We start from the raw sequence: 18353 nt of genomic DNA, 5'->3' as shown, positions 1-18353 counted from the left end.
TTCCTCTCATCTTCCAAAGTGATTAAACTTTGTGTGAATTGGCACCTTTCCAAGGAAATCTCCTTGTCGGTTGCCGGGTTTCATCGGGCACATCCCTCCACCTCTCTTGATAAGAGCTAATATATAGAATATTTGTACATCATTAAGTTCTTTAGTATGGAGAAATTTTATCATAGATAAAAAAGGAGCGCAATGTATATTATTTCTAGTACAAGAATGAACAGGAACTTTACTTAAACCGATTTGGAAGTCAAGGAGACGATATTCGTCGCCTTTTCAATTGCCTGCTCCAAATCTTCTATTAAGTCGTCTACATTTTCAATCCCAATCGATAATCGGACTTGATCGGCACTTACGCCCGCTTTCGCAAGACCCGCCTCATTCAATTGTTGATGGGTCGTACTGGCTGGGTGGATGATCAAGCTCTTCGCATCCCCCACATTAGCCACATGGGACCATAATTCCACCGAATTGATAAGTTTTGCCCCAGCTTCGCGATTACCTTGAATCCCAAATGTCACGACAGATCCAGCTCCCTTTGGCAAATACTTATCCGCAAGGGCTTTATCGGGATGATCCTCATCACCAGGATGTGAAACCCAGGTAACGGCAGGATGGTTTTTTAAATAGTTTATGACAGACTTGGTGTTGGATAGATGCTCTTTCATCCTTACATGCAGCGTTTCAAGTCCAAGCGTAAACTGGAATGCACTTTGGGCACTTAGTGCTGGGCCCAAATCACGGAGTAACTGGACTCGGGCTTTCGTTATGAATGCAGCAGGTCCAACTGCCTCGGCGTATACCAGACCGTCGTAACTTGGGTCAGGCTCCGTGAAGCCAGGGTAGTTCGGCGAGTTCCAATCAAATTTCCCTCCATCCACGATGACACCGCCTAGCGTCGTTCCATTTCCAAGAAGCCATTTTGTAGCGGAATGGATGACAATATCCGCTCCAAAATCAATTGGTTTGCAAAGATACGGTGTCGCGAAGGTATTATCAATGATTAAAGGTATGCCGGCTTCGTGGGCAATTTCCGCTACCGCTTCAATATCGAGCACCCTCAAACTTGGATTTCCGATCGTTTCAGCAAAAATGGCTTTAGTTCTTGGCGTAATCGCCCTTTTGAAGTTTTCAGGGTCATCGGGAGAAACGAACTTCACTTTGATCCCATATTTAGGAAGAGTGTTTTCAAAAAGGTTATACGTACCGCCATATAATGTAGAGGCAGAAACAATCTCATCCCCTGCAGCGGCGATATTCAGGATTGAAAGTGAGATGGCGGCCATTCCGCTTGCCGTTGCCAATCCGCCGATACCGCCTTCCAATAAAGCCATCCTTTCCTCAAAAACACTGACCGTGGGATTATGAAGCCGTGTATATATATAGCCATTCTCCTTTAGGCCAAATAAATTCGCTGCATGGTCGGTGTCCTTGAACAAGTATGCATTGCTTTGGTAGATAGGAACGGCACGGGCACCTGTTTCATCAGCTTGGAGACCGCCATGAACACTTAATGTTTCGAAACGCAACTTTTTCTCTGACATATAATTTCACCTTTTTCTATGGATTTAGTTGGATTTATATGAAATCTGGCTTTTTATAAACAAAAAAACCACTTCAATAAGAAGAGGTTTCAAGAACACACCTCATCTACCAGAGCCAACACTCTGCTGGAATTAGCACCGTATATAAAAATTTATACCGGTTGCCGGGCTTCGTCGGGCCAGTCCCTCCGCCACTCTTGATAAGAACTATTAAATTCTGCCATTACTTAATTCAAAATATAGCATTTTAGATTAAATCAGTCAATGAATTGTTAGAATATTCTTTGTTTTTCTCTTCTCTCATTCAAATGTCAGCAACAAAGAAAACCAACCGCGGTTCTGATTGGTTTCCTAGCTGATTTCCTTAAGCAATCCGTACAAATAAGGAACGGATTGAAAGGCATATATTTTTTTGTGCAGCTGCCCTTCTTTGAAAAGCAATAAGCAAGGAACACTTTCGATTTCATATGATTCGGCAATTGCTTGGACATAGTTCATATTCATTTTGCCTGCCTTCAATTCCGGAAAAAGCTCCAAGGATATCGTCAACATCTTGGAGGCCACCTGACAGGTGCCGCATAAAGGTGTATATAAATATAAGCAAAAGGTTTCCCCATTTTCAACAGCAAGCTTACACTCTTCTTCTTTCCATTCTTGCATCAATTAGTCGTTCACCCTTTGACTTAGAAATTTCATTTTCACATTCATATTGGCAGATAGGAGCACAGTTGCGATATGATGTTCGGGTGAGCTCTCCACTTCTTTGTACATTTTATTAATATACAGGTGGTTCGCTTCCGGCATTTCCCTTCGGAACTGCTTCCGCAGCTTTTCTCCTGATTCATCTGCGTCAAAAAGGAGATAAACATCACGGTCCATCAATTCATCCACTAATTCATCCAGCTTAGTTAATGATATGGTCCCATTCGTACATATTATTTCCACATCTTCATTTAAAACGGAGGCAACTTTTCTTCTATCGGAACTGCCTTCTACAATGATCACTTTATCGAATTCGCCCCACTCCATGTCATCACTCCATCTCACGAATTATGTGCGCAACTCACCCACTGTACAAATGAAAAAGAGAGCAGGCCTTTTCAGTCCCCCCTCTCCTTTCTTTTTAACCGTTGATTAAACTCTCATACTCTTCAGCGCTCATCAAGTTTTCAATATCACTGACATTAGATGGTTCAAGCACGACCATCCATGCCTTTTCATAAGGAGACTCATTTACATATTCAGGGTTGTCACTTAAATCTTCGTTTACTTCAACAACCTTGCCACTGATAGGTGCATAAAGCTCAGAAACGGTCTTAACGGATTCAACACTTCCAAATGGTTCGTTCGCTTTCAATTCATCGCCGATTTCCGGAAGCTCAACGAATACGATGTCCCCAAGCTCGGACTGTGCGAATGCCGTAATTCCAATGCGCACTGTTCCATCTTCCGTTTTGACCCATTCATGTTCTTTAGTGTAACGAAGTTCTTTTGGTGTTGTTGTCATAATTAACCCTCCATATGTACATCTTATTTTATCTATTCCATTATAAGGTAGATTGTTTGTTTAAGTAAGGAATTAACCAAATATTTCGTGAAATTTCAGTTCCAAACCTGTTCGAATTGCTCTTCTTTGAAACCTACCGTCACTTTGGTGCCATCCGTAACGATCGGCCTTTTCAGAAGCATGCCATCTGTGGACAATATATCAAGCATCTCTGCTTCAGAAGCTTCTTTCAGCTTATCCTTTAAGCCTAGCTCCCGATATTTTTGACCGCTAGTATTGAAAAACTTCTTCAACTCCAAATTGCTGTTTTTATATAGTTGTTCTATTTCAGTTCGCGAAGGGGGATTATCCGCTATATGGATCGCTTCATATTGCAGTTCATGATTATCCAGCCACTTCTTCGCATTACGGCATGTACCGCATTTTGGGTACCAATATAATGTTAAGCCCATCATTTCACCACCTATCAATAGAATACCCGTTTTTACCACGCAATACAACGAAATGTCTTTTGAATTTCCAATGCGATTTCATCAAAGGAAATAAAGGGAATGCCTTTTCGGGCATTCCCTTTACGGATTCTGACTTATTGCTTAAAGAGCATATTTTTCCGTTTCGATTACTTTGACGGATGCTTCGCGTTTTTTCGCAATGACATTGATCGGAGTGTGTCTTGTCAGCTTACGGAGCGACGAAAGCATGATGCGAAGAGTATCGCCTGTTTCCACCGCAATTAACGTTTCCTTTGCATGCTGTTCTATTTCATTGAAAGCTTCCTGAACGAAGATTTCCGTGTAAAGCACTTTTTGTTTGTTCTTCTCCAGACCTGTAGCTGCAATTGCTTTTTCCGTACGCAATACCACGGATTCAGCTGCATAGGCAAGAGATGTGATATCAGCAATGTTGGAGAGGATTTCTTGTTCTTGATCAAGATTTTTGCCGTATTTCTGTGCCGCAAGCCCAGCTGCCAAAATACCGATTTTCTTCGCGTTCCTAACAAGCATTTTTTCTTGTGCCAGTGGCTCATCGCCAGGTTCTTCCGGCATCATCATCATTAATTCCTCTTGCAGGCCTTGAGCTTTTTGAAGTAGCGGCAATTCCCCTTTAAGTGCTTTCTTCAGGAATGTTCCCGGAACAAGCAATCTATTGATTTCATTCGTACCTTCAAAGATCCGGTTAATACGGGAATCGCGATATGCTTTTTCAATTTCATACTCCTGCATGAAACCATAACCGCCATGAAGCTGAACGCCTTCGTCCGTAACGTAATCCAATACTTCGGAAGCAAAGAATTTATTCAATGAACATTCAATTGCATATTCAGCGATTGCAGCCGCCATTGATTTCCCATCTTTCACTTGCTCATCCGTCAATTTGCTTTGTCTTTGATCATAAAGGCCAACAGTACGATATACAGAGCTTTCTGCCGCATAAATTTTCGCTGCCATTGTTGCAAGTTTTTCTTTCGTCAAGTTAAAATCGGAAATTTTCGTTTTGAACTGTTGACGTTGATTCGTATAAGCAGCTGTAATCTCAAGGGCTCGTTTAGATCCGCCGACAGCACCGACACCTAATTTATAGCGGCCGATATTCAGGATATTGAAAGCGATGACATGCCCTTTTCCGGCTACACCCAAAAGGTTTTCGACTGGTACATGAACATCTTCGAGGATTAAAGTACGTGTAGATGAGCTTTTGATCCCCATTTTCTTCTCTTCGGCCCCAGTTGATACGCCTTTATAATCACGCTCAACAATGAAAGCGGAGAATTGTTCGCCGTCGATTTTGGCGTATACACAGAATACATCTGCAAAACCTGCATTTGTAATCCATTGTTTTTCGCCATTTAAAATATAGTGTGTTCCTTCTGCATTCAATTTCGCTGTCGTTTTTGCTCCCAAGGCATCAGAACCTGAGCTTGGTTCCGTTAAGGCATACGCGGCAATCTTCTCACCCGTTGCCAGTAAAGGAAGATATTTTTTCTTTTGGTCTTCATTCCCGAATAATACGATTGGCAAAGAGCCGATACCTACATGTGCACCATGCGTAATTCCGAAACCGCCTGCAAGTGCCATTTTTTCCGTAATCAATGCCGAACTGATTTTATCGAGACCCAATCCGCTGTATTCCTCAGGAACATCAGCACCAAGTAAACCGATTTCACCTGCATGCTTCAATAATTTAACGGAACGGTCAAACTCATGGTTTTCTAAATGTTCAACCTGCGGCAGAATTTCATTCACTACGAATTCCTCGGAAGTTTTGGCAATCATTTTATGCTCATCAGAATAATCTTCCGGTGTAAACACTTGATCATACGTAATATCTTCTATTAAAAAGGCCCCGCCTTTAATGAGGTTATCTGTAGTTTGATTGGACATGTTATTTCCTCCTATGTGTTTAAGATAGTGATCCCGCCGGAAGCATGACAGCTTCCGGAAGGGGTCGGATTACGCCATTAATTCAAACACTCCGGCAGCACCCATTCCGCCGCCGATACACATTGTCACGACTCCGAACTGTTGGTTTCTGCGCTTCATTTCATGAAGCAGGCTTAATGTCAATTTTGCTCCCGAACATCCTAGTGGATGGCCTAAAGCGATGGCTCCTCCATTTACATTGACAATCTCTTCATTCAATCCAAGCTCACGAATGATTTGAATGGATTGGGAAGCAAAGGCTTCATTCAATTCAAATAAACCAATATCCGATAACTCAAGACCCGCTAGCTTCAATGCTTTAGGTATGGCTGCAATCGGTCCGATGCCCATAATTTCAGGCGGTACTCCTGCTACAGCAAAGGAACGGAACTTACCCATCGGTTTCATCCCTAAGGAAGAAGCCTTTTCCCCGTCCATGACCATGACCGCGGCTGCACCATCACTCGTCTGTGATGAATTCCCTGCTGTTACGGATCCTGTAACGGAGAATGCAGGTCTTAGTTTTTTCAGCACTTCAGCAGTCGTTCCTGGACGAACGCCCTCATCCTGTGTAAAAGTAAATGATTTTTCCTTTAACTTAAGATCTGGTCCCACTGAACGAAGGGTAACGTCAACCGGTACGATTTCATCGGAAAACTTTCCTTCTGCAATGGCCTTAGCCGCCTTCTGATGACTTCTAACAGAAAATGCATCTTGATCGTCACGGGAAATGCCGTATTTTTTTGCCACGGCTTCAGCAGTGTGACCCATACCCATATAATATTCCGGTGCCGTTTCCGCAAGTCTCGCGTTCGGACGTGTTACATGGCCCATCATTGGCAAAAGGCTCATGGATTCCGCTCCGCCTGCAATGACTGTATCACTTTGGCCGAGCATGATCCTTTCCGCTCCATATGCAATACTTTGCAGACCGCTTGAACAGTAGCGATTAATCGTTATGGCCGGTACTGTATAAGGCAATCCTGCCAATGCTCCAATGTTACGCGCCATGTTCAATCCTTGTTCCGCCTCAGGCATTGCACAACCGATAATCAGGTCATCTATCGTTCCTTCATAATTCCCTGCACGCTTTAACGTTTCCTTTACGACAAGAGCCCCTAAATCATCAGGGCGTACACTAGCAAGAGAACCTTTTTTCGCTCTTCCTACCGGAGTCCTTGCTCCAGCTACTATTACCGCTTCTTTCATGAGGATCCCCCTTACTCATTTTTAAGCTATCAATCTATCGATCTCGTTTTGGCCATCTCTTCATCTATTCATCAATTACGGAGTGGTTTACCTTTAACGAGCATGTGCTGCATCCTTGCCTGGGATTTCGGAGTCGAAATCAGTTTTAGGAATGCCTGTTTTTCCAGGTTCAAGATATACTGTTCATCAACTTCCGTGCCAAATGGGAGTTTTCCTCCTGCCAGGACGTATGCCAGCTCTTTGGCTATGACAAGGTCATGTTCTGATAAGAATCCTGAAAGGCGCATGGATTCCGCCCCTAATAGCAGTGCGGCATATCCAGTTTCACCTACGACAGGGATCTTTGTGCGGGCTGGAGCGGTATAGCCTTGTTCATGCATGGAAAGTACCGCCTGTTTCGCATCATATAGCTGATGATCCGCATTCACGCTTATTCCATCAGATGAATTAAGGAAATTATTCCCCCTCGCTTCCTCGGCTGAGGTCGAAACTTTTGCCATGGCGACCGTTTCAAATACTTGGTTGGCCACTTTCTGTAAGTCGAAGTCAACGCCCTTCGGCATATTCCTCAAAGTCTTCACATAAAGTTCTTTAGTCCCGCCGCCGCCTGGGATCAAGCCGACACCAGGTTCCACTAGTCCCATATACGTTTCAGTCGTTGCCTGGATGCGCGCTGCCGGAAGGGACACTTCAGCACCCCCGCCAAGTGTCATATTAAACGGGGCAACCACTACAGGAACTGCACTGTACTTAATTTTAAGCATCGCCTGTTGGAATTGGCTGATGACCATATCGAGTTCAAAAATATTGTCATCCTGCGCTTCCATCAGCATCATTGCAATATTAGCGCCGACACAGAAATTCTTTCCTTGGTTTCCGATGACCAGGCCTTTAAAATTCGTTTCCGCTTCTTCAACCGCGGCATTGATCATTTGTATGATATCCAGACCGATTGCATTATTCGGCGAAGTGAATTCAAGCAGAGCCACTCCATCGCCAATATCGATCAAGCTTGCACCACTGTTTTTCTTGATTACGCCTTTTTGCTTCTTGATCGCTTTAAGATTGATCACTTTAGGATTTTCGACAAGCTCTTTATATTCACCATTATCATAATAGTGAACTATGCCATTTTCTTCTTTATAGAATGACTTGATGCCTTTAGCGAGCATATCCTTCACCCATTGCGGGACGGTTATGCCTTCCGCTTCCATTCGGGCTGCCGATTTTTCTACACCTATCGCATCCCAGGTTTCAAATGGGCCTGTGGACCATCCAAATCCCCATTTCATCGCTTGATCGATCGCCACGATGTCATCCGCGATGTCCCCAAGCAGCTGGGCAGAATACACAAGCGCCGGATTCAGGACATTCCATAGTAATTGGCCGGCACGGTCTTCGCTATAAACAAGCGCTTTCATTTTATTATCCAAGCCCTTGGCCTGTTTAGCCATTTCGATGGAAGGCGTTTTTAATCTTTTTCGTGCGGCATATTCAAGGGTTTCGGGATTCAGTTCAAGGATTTCCTTGCCTTTTTTCAAGAAGAATCCTTGTCCTGACTTGCTTCCAAGCCACCCATTCTTAAGCATTTCATTCATGAAATCAGGTATCTTGAAAACTTCTTTTTCTTCTCCGTCCACCTGGTCATAAACGTTTCTGGCAACATGTGCAAAGGTATCCAATCCAACGACATCAAGTGTCCGGAAAGTGGCGCTAGTTGCCCTTCCAATCAACGGACCTGTAACCGAATCGACCTCACCGACACTGTATCCGCCTTTTTGCATTTCCCTCAAAGTGACCAATAAACCATAAGTTCCAATGCGGTTTGCGATGAAGTTTGGGGTATCCTTGGCTTCGACAACACCTTTTCCAAGAACATCTTCGCCAAATCTTTTCATATAGTCGAGCACTTCTGATGAAGTTGCCTTAGTAGGGATGATCTCCAACAATTTAAGATAACGCGGCGGATTGAAGAAGTGAGTTCCCAGGAAGTGCTTTTGAAAGTCCTCCGAACGTCCTTCTGCCATCGCTTCGATTGAAATTCCGGATGTATTCGAAGAAACGATGCTTCCTGGTTTACGATGCTGATCAACCTGGGCGAACACACTTTGCTTAACCTCAAGCTTCTCAACGACCACTTCGATGATCCAATCGACATCCTTTAAACGACTTATATCATCTTCCAGGTTTGCAGCCTCGATCAACGCGATGTTTCCCTTAGCCGAAAGCGGAGCTGGTTTCTGTTTTAAAAGTTTCGTAATCGCCGTTTGGCTGATGCGGTTACGCACTTGTTTATTATCTAATGTCAGTCCCTTTTTCTTTTCATCCTCAGTGAGTTCACGAGGTACAATATCCAATAATAAAGTCGGAATGCCGATGTTAGCAAGGTGTGCAGCAATCCCTGATCCCATAACTCCTGACCCTAGAACAGCAGCCTTTCGTATTTGTCGAACCAAGTTTATATCCCCCTTACACAATTTATTGAATGAATGTTCATTCATTTTTAATTCAAAAAAATTTTGAATATTTTTTCTTATTACTAATATAGAATATATTTGGAAATTCCGCAATGATTAAACAGGAAAAAATATTTTTTTCTCCGCGTTCTTCCGGTTATTTCTCCTCCGTTCAGTAAAAAATAACCGGGCAGGAGGTGACTTATATAATGAAGCGTAAAGATAATCCTTCTAAAGCAGCCGTGAGCGCAGCAAGTGTTAAAGGCAATGCCGGCCCTGGCGCTGAACGTCAACATGGAATCAATAAAGTGAACAGCCAAAACAATCAGTTCAAAAGATAATCCTTCTTGAGTTGAGCAGCCGTCCCTTTTCCGGGGCGGCTCTCGCTTCCTATTTCTTGAATAGGCCTTTTAAAACGAAAGCAATATTGGCTGGCCTCTCCGCAAGGCGGCGCATGAAATATCCATACCAATCCGTACCATAAGGAACATACACCCTTACCTTATATCCTTCTTTAACAAGTTCAAGCTGCTTTTCAGTGCGGATGCCATATAACATTTGAAATTCAAATGAATCCCGGGGTATTCCCTGATCTTTGACCAAGTCCCTCGTATAATCAATGATTTTATCATCATGTGTGGCAACGGCTGTGTAATTTCCATTTTGTATATGCTTCTTGATGATTTTCTTGAAATTCTCATCCACATCTTTTTTTTCGGGAAAAGCCACGTCCCTTGGTTCTTTATAAGCCCCTTTAACAAGTCTTAAATTCGGATGGTATGCATCCAGCTCTTCAATATCCCTCTCAGTCCGATACAGATAAGCTTGAATGACAGTCCCCAATTCATTATATTCAGACTTCAGGGTTTTGAATACATCCAAAGTCGGCTGACAGCGCGGAAAATCTTCCATATCAAGCGTCACGAAAACACGATGGGCTCTAGCTTCATCCAAGATTCTCCGCATGTTATTCATTACGACTTGTTCGGACACATCCAAGCCCATCGAGGTCAGCTTCAGGGATAACTGTGAATCCAGGTCATTTGTGCCAATCATCCGGATGGCTTCGATGCACTCTTCTGCCATCTTCCCTGCCTCTTGTTCATCTTCAATGAATTCACCCAAATAATCAATGGTGACAGCAAGCCCCTTCCGGTTAAGTTCAGCAATCACATCACATGCCATATACAAGGATTCTCCTGCCACGAAGCGAGATGCACCAAACCGCAGCCCGTATTTTTTCGCAGCCTGTTTCATAGCTTTATTCTTTGATAAAAAAAGGAATAGATTTTTCAAAATCCTTTCCATCTGCATTCCCCTCCAAATCATTTTGGAAAATAGATGCACAAGATTATTTTACCATTTAATCCATTTTTCAGATATTTAGAATCAAGAATAAAAAATTTCATGAAGGGAAAATTAAGCCCGATTAAAGAACACATAAGGAGGTAGAATGATGGAACAGCAAAATTCGTTTAATAGCCAACAGCAGTCGACCGGCTTCATGAAACAGCCGCCGGAGATGGTTTCGGTGAAAGATAGCTTATACTTGACCGACATGCTTGCATGGAATCTGAATGCGGTTAAAAAAGCACATTTTTTTGCCACACAATGTAAGGACCCGCAAATCATTGATGCGTTAAATCGGTGCGGACTCATGCATCAACGCCATTACGATACCATTTTGAAACATTTGAACCCGGACCAAAATCAGAGTCAACAACAATATCAATAAAGGAGGGTTCTTGATGCCCAATGAAAACAAAGTCCAAAATCCTGAATCTCCCGTGGCAAAAACACCGCAAATGAATGACAGGGATTTTATAAATGATATGCTCACAACTGAAAAATACTTTTGTAACTCCCTTTCCGTTGCCCTGCATGAAATGAGTAATCAAGCATTATTCCAAGACATTTTCTCCATTTCCAAAGAAAATCAGGAGATGCAGCGTGAACTCTATAACCTTATGTTCGAAAAAGGCTGGTATAGTTTAGAAAAGGCGCAAGCTACCAGCTTAGGCCAATCGTATCAACAATTTTCCGGATATAAAAATCAATTTCCATCTGGAACGAACATTCAATAAATAAACATTCAGGGGGGTGGATTCTGCTCCTTTTGTTTTTTTGCTACAAATAAAGCCGGCCATCGGGGGCCGGCTTTATTATTAGATATCCGTAGAAAACATATACTTCTTATAGTGATACCGAATGCTGAATATTAAGCCCATCGCCATCATGTTCCCCATGAGCGAGCTTCCTCCATAACTGACAAATGGAAGCGGAATCCCCGTAATCGGCAAAAGGCCTACAGTCATGCCGATATTTTGAAAAACGTGGAACGTCAACATGCTTATAACGCCCACACAGATATATGTATAGAAGTTATTTTTCGTGTCCATTCCCGTTTTTGTTATGTGGTAAATCAATAGGAAAAACAAGGAAATGATGATGCTTGATCCGATGAAGCCGAATTCTTCACCGATGATGCTGAAAATGAAATCCGAATGACTCTCGGGCAAATACACTTCCCTTGAACCGATTCCCTTGCCTGTGGTCTGGCCGGAGCCTATGGCCAGTAAGGATTTGGTTAAGTGATACCCTTCGGAGCTGGCATAATTATATGGATCCAGCCAAGAATAGATACGGCCGAATTGATAAGATTTTACCCCTAGGTATTTTTCCAGGATTTCAGGCTTCCAAAGTACAAAGTACAGGACCGTGGACGCGACGACAATTCCTCCCGAAACGATCGGCAGCAGGATCTTCCATGTTACCCCTGATATGAAAATCATTCCGAGCATGATTGACATGATGACAAGCGAGGTGCCCAAATCCGGCTGTTGCATGATTAACAATAAAGGGGCACCGGTCACAAGACCGATTTTAATAAGCAGCCAGATATCCGTTTGAATCGTTTTCAGCGTGTTTTTGAGATGATGGTTCGATATGACATTCGCTAAAGCCAGGATCAGGAAAACCTTCATGAATTCCGATGGCTGAATCGAACCGATTCCCGGAATGATGAACCAACTTTTCGCACCATTCCGGACAGGAACGATGCTTTCCGGCATAATGATCAGCAAAAAAAGTAAAAATAATCCGAAGCCATAAGCGTACCAAGAGATTTTTTTCAACTGGTCCGAATCCAGTGTGATGAACCCTAATACGATTCCAATCCCCACTATATACCAAAAAATTTGTTTTATTAAGAAGTTTTCAGCGTACTGTCCAGTCGTTTGGGCACTATAGATTGCCAGGCAACTTCCAACGCATAATAACAGCAATATTGTGACCAAAGAAAAATCTATTCGAGATGAAAATTTATTTTGTTCTTCCATACTAAACTCTCCCTTAAAAAGGCTCCTGCGATACATCTATAAATACACTTATTCATTATACTTTAAACAAATAAAATCACAACTATATCGAAGAATAGTTTACAGGCCTCATGGAGTTATTTCCATGAAGCCTGCAGGCATGGAGAGCTATGCATGTGATTCCTTTGATTTTCTCCGTTTCAGCAATAGGCTGACCAATCCATTGCCCGGGGAGAAGAGAAAGGCCAATCCGAATAATATGGCGGCCGAACCCACCATGCAACCTGATATCGAGGCATCCAAAATGGTGGCTGAATAGTAGCCGATGACGGAACTTAGCACCCCGACCCCGATACTGACCAATATCATGCGGCTTAAACGGTCTGACAGCAGATAGGCCGTTGCCGCAGGTATGATGAGCATCCCAACTACTAAAATGGAACCTACACTATCAAAAGAAGCAACAGTTGTCAGTGAAATGAGGCTCATCAATAAGTAATGAAAGAACAGTACAGGAATTCCCATCGCGGCAGCAAGTGATGGATCAAATGAAACGAGTTTAAACTGTTTGAAGAAAAGGAAAATCAGTAAGAGGTTCAGGATAAAACAACTGCCGACTATCCAAACAGCTTTTGGTCCAGCCTCGATTCCCGCGATTGTCATCGTGTTCCACGGAGTATAGGATATTTCCCCATAAAGGACATGTTCCAGATTTGTTGCTTATCGATTCCATCAGCAATGACTTTTACACACAGCAAAAACTGTCAGGAAGCTCCACTAGGCAGCTTCCTGACAGTCAGTCATTCCGTATGATGAAATTATATTTATATTGTGGAGTTTTACTGGTGAACATAACTAGGGGAGCTATTTCTGGACGACGTGAAATTCACGAGTAAACGCGGTTTCCACGTATAAAGCCGCGGACTTCTTGACGGGCATTGCCACTCATTTCTCCTGTTTCAAGGAAATGGCCAAGTACGCAAATCCCAATTCGATTCCGCAAAGCACAAACAGGGTGATTAAAGTTTGGAACATCATGATTTCCTCCTCCTCTAAGACTTAGACCAATATTAAAGGATGAAACCAATACCATAACAAGACCTTATTTGAAGAAATCTTCAGCAGTCCCACACTGTTCCCTTGCCCTGAAATGGGTTTCATACTGTACAATATAAAAAAAGAAAAACGGTGATACCATGACAAATATTAAAGAAATAGCTCAATGTGCTGGTGTATCTGTCTCAACAGTGTCTCGTGTATTGAATGATCATCCATATGTAAGCCCCGATAAAAGAAAGAGCGTCTTAGAAGCGATCAATCGTTTGAATTATACGAGAAACATCAACGCCATTCATCTTTCAAAAGGGAAAACCAACCTTATCGGCGTCATCATCCCCTTCAACAATCACCCATATTACGGGGCAATCGTTAACGGAATCACAAAACAGGCAAATGCAATTGGCTGTCATATCGTCATCTTTCAAACAAATTATGACAGGGAGAAAGAGATCCAGGCTTTTAATATGCTGCAAATGAAACAGCTCGATGGCATTATCGTTTGTTCAAGGATTTCGGAAATGAAAATCCTCTTGAATTACCAAAAATACGGACCGATTATTTTATGTGAAGATACCGCCCAGGCTGAATTCTCATCCATCAGCATTGATCATTATGCAGCTTTCTCCTGTGCCCTTGAGTACGTGATTGCTAAAGGATATAAGAAAATCGGATACAGCCTCGGCCGTAAAAAGAGCAGGAACAGTTCCCATCGTACAAAGGCCTTTAACGATATCATGAGTAAACATCAACTGATAAACAATGAAGCATGGCTGTTTGAAGGCAGTTATCACATCAAAGACGGTGAACAATTGTTTCAGGAATGGAATTCGATGATGGATAAACCTGAAGCCATCATCATCACGAATGATGACACGGCGGCGGGCTTCATTCTTACCGCTAGGAAATCGGGTATAAGGATACCGGAAGATTGTGCCATTCTCGGCTTCAATAATGATAGCCTTGGCGAAATGCTAGACATCACGACCATTTCCTTACCGCTGGAATGGATCGGGAAAATGGCAGTGGATCTCTTTGAGAATCCTGAAGAGGTCAAACATGTAAAACTGGACTATGCCCTAATAAAACGGAAAACCGTTTAGTTATCAGGATGTGCTATATTTTAGTATATCGTCACTTGATTCTTCCTTCCTGCCTTCATTCATTAACTAGGAAAAAATAACCACATAAAATAATCATTGCGATATCCCAGAAGTTATTTTATAATTTTGATATAGTAAAGTTTACTCAATTACTAGCAATCTATTAGCGATTGCATGAATTTCATGAGTAAAATCGTCCGACGTCACCTACAAACTGACGCCAACGATTTTAGAAAAATTGAATACTTCCTCATTTACCGATGAGTTAGAGGCTGCAGCTTATAAAAGTAAAACGGACGAGATTCTGGAAAATTAAAGACTCCGTTTGAAAGGATAAGTTGCCGAAGTTAGGGTATATTCCATGTATATTCTTGCTGGCGGTGTAACCGAATAGGAACACCACTGTCACGTTTTTTTAAAAAGCGTGGGGAGCTATCTTCGGAAGGATAAACGGGTTTATTATAAACAGCCGTCGATCTTTTTCGACTGCTGTTTTTTTATTTTTCGTTCCCTTCCAATAAAAAGGAGTGTAACATCAATTGTCAAATTCACAATCACCTTCAAGCCCTACTGAATTGAAAAGGAGCCTGAAAGCGCGTCATTTAATGATGATTTCATTAGGTGGAACGATTGGAACAGGTTTATTTTTAGCAAGTGGCGGTGCCATTCATTCAGCCGGTCCCGGCGGTGCCTTGGTGGCATATGCGGTCATCGGCATCATGGTTTATTACTTAATGACAAGTCTTGCAGAAATGGCGGCGTTCATGCCAGTGGCCGGTTCGTTCCGTGTCTATGCATCCAAATTCGTCGATCCGTCCTTCGGTTTTGCGATTGGTTGGAACTACTGGTATAACTGGGCAATCACCATTGCCGCTGAATTGGCAGCCGTTGTCTTAATTATGAAGTTCTGGTTCCCGGATAGCCCTTCATTTATCTGGAGTGCCATTGCGTTAATCACTATGTTTCTTATCAATTACATGTCAGTTAAAGGTTTCGGGGAAACAGAATTCTGGTTTGCCATGATCAAGGTCGTGACAGTCGTCATTTTCTTGATTACGGGTGTTCTGATCATTCTCGGAATCATGGGTGGGAATGACCCAATCGGTTTTTCCAATTTCACAATGGGCGAAGGTCCCTTTAACGGAGGGTTCTTCACGATTCTAGGCGTATTCATGGCTGCCGGCTTTTCATTCCAAGGAACGGAATTGCTTGGAGTGACCGCTGGTGAAAGTGAAGATCCAGAAAAAAATATCCCAAAAGCGATCAGATCCGTTTTCTGGCGCATCCTCTTGTTCTATATCCTAGCAATTTTCGTTATTGGAATGATCATTCCGTTTACGGATTCACGTTTATTGAGTCAAGATGTTGCCGTAAGTCCATTCACGCTTGTATTTGAACGGGCCGGCCTTGCATTTGCTGCATCCATCATGAACGCGATCATTTTATCATCCGTACTCTCTGCCGGTAACTCTGGCATGTACGCTTCAACCCGTATGCTATGGGACTTGGCATGTGATGGGAAAGCACCGAAATTCCTAGGCAAGTTAGATAAAAGAGGAGTGCCCGTGAATGCACTTATCGTGACTTCTTTAGTTGGCTGCGTTGCATTCTTAGCTTCATTTTTCGGGGATGGCGTCGTTTATATCTGGTTATTGAACGCTTCAGGCATGGCAGGATTCGTCACCTGGGTAGGGATTGCGATTGCCCATTATCGGTTCCGCAAAGCTTACGCCGCTCAAGGCCTTGATATGAATGCTTTACCATTCCGGGCAAAAGGCTTCCCATTCGGACCTATATTCGCACTTGTCCTTTGTATTATCATTATCATCGGACAAGGCTATCAGGCTTTCAGCAGCGATGGGATCGACTGGAATTCAATGTTCGTTTCCTACATTGGCTTGATTCTATTTTTCGTCCTATGGTTCGGCTATAAAATTAAGCATAAAACGAAAATCATTCCGCTTGAGGAATGTGACCTTAAATCAAAATAATACGCAAAGGACCTGTTCTTCCCTAACCGGAGAAGAACAGGTCCTTTTTTCATTTCAAATGATAAACACTGCATTCATATGGTTGCAGGGGTTTGCTGGAGATTCCTTCTTCCTCCTGATCATAATTGCCGATCAGCTTTGTGGCAGAATATGCATGAAGCTCTTCAGGCAAAGTATAAGAGGCCTGCTCTTCTTTAAAGTTGCACAGTACCAACAGCTTTTCTTCCTCAAACGATCTCGTGTAGGCAAATATTCGTTCATCATCCGGCAACAGCAGTTCAAAACGGCCATAAACGACGATATCATGTTCCTTGCGCAGTTGGATAAGCTTTTTATAAAAATAAAAAATGGAATTCGGATCATTGTAAGCCTTTTCTGCATTAATCTCGGGAAAATTGGGATTAACCTTAATCCAAGGGGTCCCTTTCGTGAATCCTGCGTTCCGGGAGTCATTCCACTGAATCGGTGTCCTCGCATTATCCCGGCTGCGGGCGTGGATGGCTGACATCATCCGCTCTTTTGACCAGCCATGAGAATGGACGAGTTCGTCATATGAATTCAATGTTTCGATATCCCGGTATTCATCGATGCTTTCAAATGCAACATTGGTCATTCCCAGCTCTTCCCCTTGATATATATAAGGTGTACCTTGCAGCATATGAAGACAAGCGGCAAGCATCTTTGCGCTTTCAATACGATACTTTCCATCATTACCAAACCTTGAGACAACCCGGGGCTGATCATGGTTGTTCCAGTATAAACTGTTCCAGCCATCCCCCTCCAAACCAGTCTGCCACTTAGAGAGAATTCGCTTTAAATCGGTTAGATTCCATTTTTCGTTACTCCATTTCCCTTCTGGTCCCCTCCCCAAATCCATATGTTCGAATTGAAAGACCATATGTAGCTCACCACGATCTTTACCTGTGAACAATTGCGCTTCCTCCGGTGTGACGCCTGGCATTTCCCCAACCGTAATCACGTCATGTCCAGAAAGTGCCCGTTGATTGATTTCCTGCAGAAACTCATGTATGCGCGGTCCATTCAGGAAAAAGGGGCTTCCATCACCATACTGCTTCTCATGATGAACGGCTCCATCTGAATAGCTTTGATCTTTTGAAAGGAAGTTGATGACATCCATCCGGAAGCCATCGACACCCTTATCCAGCCACCAAGTCATGATGCTGTAAACTTCCTCACGGAGCTTAGGGTTCTCCCAGTTTAAATCCGGTTGTTTCCTGCTGAATAAATGTAAATAATATTCATCGGTTCTTTCATCATATGCCCATGCTGAACCTTTAAAAATCGACTCCCAATTATTTGGCTCTTTCCCATCCCTGCCAGGTTTCCAAATATAGTAATCACGTTTCGGATTGTCTTTTGAGGAACGGGATTCCTCGAACCATGGATGTTCATCTGAAGAATGATTGACCACCAGGTCCATCATGATCTTCATTCCACGTTCATGAACGGCCTTCAACAACCTATCGAAATCGGCCATGGTCCCGAATTCAGTCATGATTGCTTTATAATCACTGATATCGTACCCATTGTCATCATTGGGAGATTGATAAACTGGGGATAGCCATATCACGTTCACACCCAGCTCTTGTAAATAATCTAGCTTCATCAAAATCCCATTTATATCACCAATACCATCGCCATCACTATCCATAAAACTCCTTGGATACACTTGATACACAACTGCCTCTTTCCACCATGCTTTGTCCATGCTTTTCCCCCTTTTTTAGCC

The 18353-nt window shown here is 42.8% G+C and carries 16 protein-coding genes, 1 pseudogene and 3 riboswitches; of the genes and pseudogenes, 5 read left to right on the top strand and 12 right to left on the bottom strand.

Annotated elements, in window-relative coordinates:
- Window positions 1–3: 3 nt before the first annotated feature.
- A riboswitch (SAM riboswitch) is annotated at window positions 4–116 on the bottom strand.
- 117 nt (window positions 117–233) lie between these two features.
- From AC1DIV_RS09350 to AC1DIV_RS09315, 8 genes are all read right to left on the bottom strand, one after another.
- Complete coding sequence (locus AC1DIV_RS09350) at window positions 234–1544, bottom strand: O-acetylhomoserine aminocarboxypropyltransferase/cysteine synthase family protein (protein ID WP_340878044.1); 1311 nt, start codon at window positions 1542–1544, stop codon at window positions 234–236.
- Window positions 1545–1643: 99 nt separating this feature from the next.
- Window positions 1644–1751, bottom strand: a riboswitch (SAM riboswitch).
- A 144-nt stretch (window positions 1752–1895) separates the two neighbouring features.
- Window positions 1896–2204: a thioredoxin family protein gene (locus AC1DIV_RS09345; protein ID WP_063596108.1), complete on the bottom strand. Its 309-nt coding sequence runs from the start codon at window positions 2202–2204 to the stop codon at window positions 1896–1898.
- A 3-nt stretch (window positions 2205–2207) separates the two neighbouring features.
- A complete protein-coding gene (locus tag AC1DIV_RS09340) occupies window positions 2208–2573 on the bottom strand; it encodes a toprim domain-containing protein (RefSeq protein ID WP_323596225.1) in 366 nt (121 codons plus the stop codon).
- Between the two features lie 94 nt (window positions 2574–2667).
- Window positions 2668–3051: a glycine cleavage system protein GcvH gene (gene gcvH, locus AC1DIV_RS09335; protein WP_053536759.1), complete on the bottom strand. Its 384-nt coding sequence runs from the start codon at window positions 3049–3051 to the stop codon at window positions 2668–2670.
- A gap of 95 nt (window positions 3052–3146) precedes the next feature.
- Entirely contained in the window at window positions 3147–3503 is a 357-nt protein-coding gene (locus AC1DIV_RS09330) for an arsenate reductase family protein (protein WP_034310119.1), read from the bottom strand.
- Between the two features lie 141 nt (window positions 3504–3644).
- The gene (locus AC1DIV_RS09325) at window positions 3645–5432 is read right to left on the bottom strand and encodes an acyl-CoA dehydrogenase family protein (protein WP_053536760.1); all 1788 of its coding nucleotides are present in this window, start codon (window positions 5430–5432) and stop codon (window positions 3645–3647) included.
- 69 nt (window positions 5433–5501) lie between these two features.
- On the bottom strand, window positions 5502–6680 hold the full coding sequence (locus AC1DIV_RS09320; protein WP_048688201.1) for an acetyl-CoA C-acetyltransferase: 1179 nt from the start codon (window positions 6678–6680) through the stop codon (window positions 5502–5504).
- Window positions 6681–6751: 71 nt separating this feature from the next.
- Window positions 6752–9181, bottom strand: a complete 2430-nt coding sequence (locus AC1DIV_RS09315) for a 3-hydroxyacyl-CoA dehydrogenase/enoyl-CoA hydratase family protein (protein ID WP_477576202.1) — start codon at window positions 9179–9181, stop codon at window positions 6752–6754.
- Between the two features lie 161 nt (window positions 9182–9342).
- Here AC1DIV_RS09315 and AC1DIV_RS09310 point away from each other — a divergent pair, with 161 nt between their 5' ends.
- Window positions 9343–9477, top strand: coding sequence for a YuzL family protein (locus tag AC1DIV_RS09310; protein WP_072273724.1), 135 nt, complete (start codon window positions 9343–9345; stop codon window positions 9475–9477).
- 49 nt (window positions 9478–9526) lie between these two features.
- On the opposite strand, the gene AC1DIV_RS09305 is transcribed toward AC1DIV_RS09310, so the two are convergent.
- Window positions 9527–10444, bottom strand: a complete 918-nt coding sequence (locus AC1DIV_RS09305) for a proline dehydrogenase (RefSeq protein ID WP_340878046.1) — start codon at window positions 10442–10444, stop codon at window positions 9527–9529.
- 148 nt (window positions 10445–10592) lie between these two features.
- On the opposite strand from AC1DIV_RS09305, the gene AC1DIV_RS09300 reads away from it, so the two are divergent.
- The gene (locus AC1DIV_RS09300) at window positions 10593–10871 is read left to right on the top strand and encodes a hypothetical protein (RefSeq protein WP_034310108.1); all 279 of its coding nucleotides are present in this window, start codon (window positions 10593–10595) and stop codon (window positions 10869–10871) included.
- Window positions 10872–10884: 13 nt separating this feature from the next.
- Window positions 10885–11220, top strand: coding sequence for a spore coat protein (locus AC1DIV_RS09295; RefSeq protein ID WP_048688189.1), 336 nt, complete (start codon window positions 10885–10887; stop codon window positions 11218–11220).
- Between the two features lie 81 nt (window positions 11221–11301).
- Here the strand turns inward: AC1DIV_RS09295 and AC1DIV_RS09290 are convergent, their stop codons facing one another.
- Both AC1DIV_RS09290 and AC1DIV_RS09285 read right to left on the bottom strand, forming a co-directional pair.
- Window positions 11302–12474 carry an FtsW/RodA/SpoVE family cell cycle protein gene (locus AC1DIV_RS09290; RefSeq protein WP_048688186.1) on the bottom strand — a complete coding sequence of 391 codons (1173 nt, stop codon included), beginning with the start codon at window positions 12472–12474 and terminating at the stop codon, window positions 11302–11304.
- Between the two features lie 147 nt (window positions 12475–12621).
- A pseudogene (locus AC1DIV_RS09285) lies at window positions 12622–13167 on the bottom strand (metal ABC transporter permease); the annotation flags it as partial.
- Between the two features lie 482 nt (window positions 13168–13649).
- On the opposite strand from AC1DIV_RS09285, the gene AC1DIV_RS09280 reads away from it, so the two are divergent.
- A complete protein-coding gene (locus tag AC1DIV_RS09280; RefSeq protein WP_340878047.1) occupies window positions 13650–14612 on the top strand; it encodes a LacI family DNA-binding transcriptional regulator in 963 nt (320 codons plus the stop codon).
- A gap of 258 nt (window positions 14613–14870) precedes the next feature.
- A riboswitch (Lysine riboswitch) is annotated at window positions 14871–15055 on the top strand.
- A gap of 96 nt (window positions 15056–15151) precedes the next feature.
- Window positions 15152–16603, top strand: a complete 1452-nt coding sequence (locus tag AC1DIV_RS09275; RefSeq protein ID WP_340878048.1) for an amino acid permease — start codon at window positions 15152–15154, stop codon at window positions 16601–16603.
- 49 nt (window positions 16604–16652) lie between these two features.
- On the opposite strand, the gene AC1DIV_RS09270 is transcribed toward AC1DIV_RS09275, so the two are convergent.
- Window positions 16653–18332, bottom strand: coding sequence for a glycoside hydrolase family 13 protein (locus tag AC1DIV_RS09270; protein ID WP_340878049.1), 1680 nt, complete (start codon window positions 18330–18332; stop codon window positions 16653–16655).
- Window positions 18333–18353: the final 21 nt, after the last annotated feature.

Source organism: Peribacillus sp. 05N428 (assembly GCF_056397085.1).
This window is presented reverse-complemented; position numbering and strand designations above follow the sequence as displayed.